A 3,396-nucleotide genomic window follows, 5' to 3' on the forward strand; every position below is an offset into this window, starting at 1 on the left:
TTAAATAGCCGTGGATAGTATTTCTACGGCTATTTTTTTTGTTTTGAGATATATGGAAAAAGGGAATCGGGAATCGGGAATCGGGAATCGGGAATCGGGAATCGGGGAACAGAGGGTGCATCTCATAGTTGTAAATAGGCTTTTTTTCCTCTTGCCTTCCCCTCCTGGGAGGGGTTAGGGGTGGGTTCCTCTTGCCTGTTTTCTGTTCCCTGTTCCCTAAAACCCAGGACTCTTTACCTCACCCAATTGCAAACCGCTGATAGCTGTTCGCGTAGCGTGCGCGTAGCGCATAAGCTGATAGCTGTTCGCGTAGCGTGCGCGTAGCGCATAAGCTGATAGCTGATAGCTTACCCATTACCTATTACCCATTACCCATTACCCATTACCCATTACCCATTACCTATTACCCATTACTCACTCAACACTCAGCACTATTTAATGACGACATGCTAAAACAGGGTTGGTATTCACCATAGTTATATCCAGCTTGTGCTGACAAGCATTATCTATGCCAAATCTGACCCTGGAAAGGAATCCCTGTGTCTTAGTTGTAGAAAACGATCAAATATTGGCGGAACGGCTGAGTCAGGACTTGAAAGAAGCAGGTTATCATACAGTCATTGCCCTTGATGCCTCCGTTGCTTGCCATCAAGCCAGTGAACTCCAGCCAGCAATGGTGGTTGTGGATAGAGCACTTTCAGGAGAATCAGGGCTGAGATTATGCGATCAGCTCAGACGTGAAGGCTCTCGCGTACCTGTAATCATGCTGATGGCTCATGACCGAGTAGAAGATCGAGTGGCTTGTATAGAAGCAGGAGCTGATGATTATTTCCTGAAACCCTATCGTAGCGAGCCATTTGTGAAAATGGTGCGCCTTTATCTAGAGCCAAAAACAGGAGGCTCGGAGCAGCTGAGGTTTGGAGAACTAACTTTAGACCTAAGCCAGCGCAGAGCAATGCGCAATGGAAGGGTTATTGAGTTGACCATGAAAGAGTTTGAGCTGCTCAAGTATTTGATCAGCCATCCCAGGGAAGTATTAACTCGCGAACAAATTTTGGAAAATGTTTGGGGTTATGACTTTATGGGAGAGTCCAATGTGATTGAAGTCTATATTCGCTATTTACGTATCAAGATAGAAGATGAAGGTGAAAGGCGATTAATCCAGACGGTGCGTGGTGTTGGTTATGTGTTGCGGGAGGCTTAGGGTTGTGGGTATGAAGTTTCAAATCACTCTATGTGCAATAGCACTAAGTATTTTAATCATGGGCTGTTCAGCAGGGTCAGTTCCAGGAAAGATTACAAATAGTAACTCTGTGAAATCTGGTCAACCACCAGCAACAGCCCCATCAGTTTCACAATCACCAACCAAATTAGGTCAAATGTTACCAATTTCTGCTGAGGCTGACATCGCAGGTGAGCGGATTGGGCTGGAAGTGGCACAGACCCCTGAGCAACAGGCAATGGGTTTGATGTATCGCCTATCTCTAGCACCGGATCGGGGGATGTTATTTGGCTTCGACCCACCACGGCGTGTCAGCTTTTGGATGAAGAATGTTAAAATCTATCTGGATATGGTGTTTCTAAGAAATGGGGAAGTAAAAGCGATCGCAAAATCTGTCCCCCCCTGCCAAACCGATAAATGTCCTACCTATGGTCCAGGAAAGGAAATTATTGACCAAGTGATTGAACTCCGTGGCGGACGTGCGGCTGAACTGGGTCTGAAAGTAGGTGACCAGGTAACTGTCAAGTTTCTGGATGGGAGTAGTACCGCACCTAACTAATATAGCGCTACGCGCAAGTTAGAAGTCAGAAGTCAGAAGTCAGAAGTAAGCTATGACTAAGTTTACTTTTGCCTCTTGGCTCTTGCCAATGCCATTGCCCGTAGCGCTATATCAAGCATGAAGCTTGATGCTATCGTTCCTATATAGCAGTCGAAGTAACGCTTAAGACATATTTCTGCATATTTCTGCATATTTCTGCTCCCCGCTCCCTGCTCCCTGCTCCCTGCTCCCTTTCATCAGTGTATGGAAAAATTATTGGAAAATTCAAGGGAAATCTGTTGGTAGTCCATCCAAATTAGGGTAATCTTTCCTAAGACAGATGTAAAAAGCTCGCAAATGACTATACCCTTGATTACTAATGGCTGCCCTTGACATAATTAATCAAGGTTGGGAAAACAAGGGTAGGGGTGACGCTACTGAGTCTTAGCGGTGAATCGCTAAGTTGAGGGTGTGAGAGAGTAGTCAGTTATAGCGTACGCCAGCCAAAGTTTTTAACTTGACAGACCATTGTCAATCAAGGGTCTGATGTAGTGTGTGTTTAAAACTGTCGAATTTTGCTTGACTTAACCATATGAGCTAGGAGGGTCTTGCCAACTCACTGTGTTGGCAAGGTCTAGGGGTGATGCGAGTGGGGTATTTGATCTCGATACTGGGAAGAAAGCGATGCAGCGCGGTCTTGGGGAGGCAGCGCGGTCTTGGGGGTTTCCCCCATGAGCGACTGCCGTGGTCTCCCCCATGAGCGACTGCCGTGGTTTCCCCCATGAGCGACTGCATCAAGACACATAAGATTGCTGTTCTAGGTTGACGAGAATCTCAGGTTGGCAGTGATTTAGGACACAGGTAATCAGCCTCCTAACCCTGAAAATTTATACAGGGATACTAGAGTGCTATTCCTGTCATCCTAAATCCTAGTCGGGTGATGATTGGGAAAGTCAACTACTTTCCTATGGGATTAATTATCCTTAAAACCTGAAAATTTCCTACTGTTTCTATGTCAGGTATAACCGACACTCGTAATTTCCTAGTGGACAGATGAGATAGTGGCTACTGATGGTTTACACATTCAGATTACTAATTCCCAAATAGAGCCTATTAAAGGAGGTGAAATACAACTAATTATGGCACCAAAAACCTATACAAAATTCTTGCATTTTCTCCAAGAAGAGTTAGCAATTTCTAGAGATTCAATTGCGATCGCACAACGACACCGGGAACAAGATCCAGGACTTTTGCCAATGATTCTTTGGCAGTATGGTTTGGTAACTCTGGAGCAATTAGATAAAATTTATGACTGGTTGGAAACAGCCTAAAGCCTGATCAATCAGGGAGGAGCATAAAAACTATGTCTAAGGAGCGATGTCTTTGGGTTAAAATATCCCTAAGACAAATTTATAATTCTACTTTGTCCTTAACTATTTATCCCCTTATCAAAAAGAGCGGTTTCATGAGTGACTCGCTCTTTTTGTTAGATCTTGGCTATCTTAATGTCACTAAGCTGTTGCGCATTTAAACTGTGATAACAGCATTGCCTTTGTTTTTTATTTTTCGTACCCATTTTATAATTAACCCTCCTTCATTTAAAAGATGATTTAACAAACATTCTAATTCTTCAATT

Annotated in this window: 3 protein-coding genes; all 3 read left to right on the forward strand. The window is 44.0% G+C overall.

What is annotated here, in order from left to right; genetic code table 11:
- Positions 1–508: 508 nt before the first annotated feature.
- The 3 genes from nblR (at position 509) to F6K37_RS35225 (ending at position 3,091) form a co-directional block, all read left to right on the forward strand.
- The gene (nblR, locus tag F6K37_RS35215) at positions 509–1,204 is read left to right on the forward strand and encodes a response regulator transcription factor NblR (RefSeq protein ID WP_287255500.1); all 696 of its coding nucleotides are present in this window, start codon (positions 509–511) and stop codon (positions 1,202–1,204) included.
- A gap of 10 nt (positions 1,205–1,214) precedes the next feature.
- Positions 1,215–1,781, forward strand: a complete 567-nt coding sequence (locus F6K37_RS35220) for a DUF192 domain-containing protein (RefSeq protein ID WP_502887802.1) — start codon at positions 1,215–1,217, stop codon at positions 1,779–1,781.
- Between the two features lie 1,118 nt (positions 1,782–2,899).
- Complete coding sequence (locus F6K37_RS35225) at positions 2,900–3,091, forward strand: DUF2949 domain-containing protein (protein ID WP_044493838.1); 192 nt, start codon at positions 2,900–2,902, stop codon at positions 3,089–3,091.
- Positions 3,092–3,396 lie beyond the last annotated feature (305 nt).

The sequence above is a fragment of the Moorena sp. SIO4E2 genome, from assembly GCF_010671945.1.
Lineage (GTDB): Bacteria > Cyanobacteriota > Cyanobacteriia > Cyanobacteriales > Coleofasciculaceae > Moorena > Moorena producens.

Excerpts from the sequence above, each read along its gene's own strand:
- nblR (WP_287255500.1), top strand. The coding sequence starts at position 509 with ATGCCAAATCTGACCCTGGAAAGGAATCCCTGTGTCTTAGTTGTAGAA.
- F6K37_RS35220 (WP_502887802.1), top strand. The coding sequence starts at position 1,215 with ATGAAGTTTCAAATCACTCTATGTGCAATAGCACTAAGTATTTTAATC.
- F6K37_RS35225 (WP_044493838.1), top strand. The coding sequence starts at position 2,900 with ATGGCACCAAAAACCTATACAAAATTCTTGCATTTTCTCCAAGAAGAG.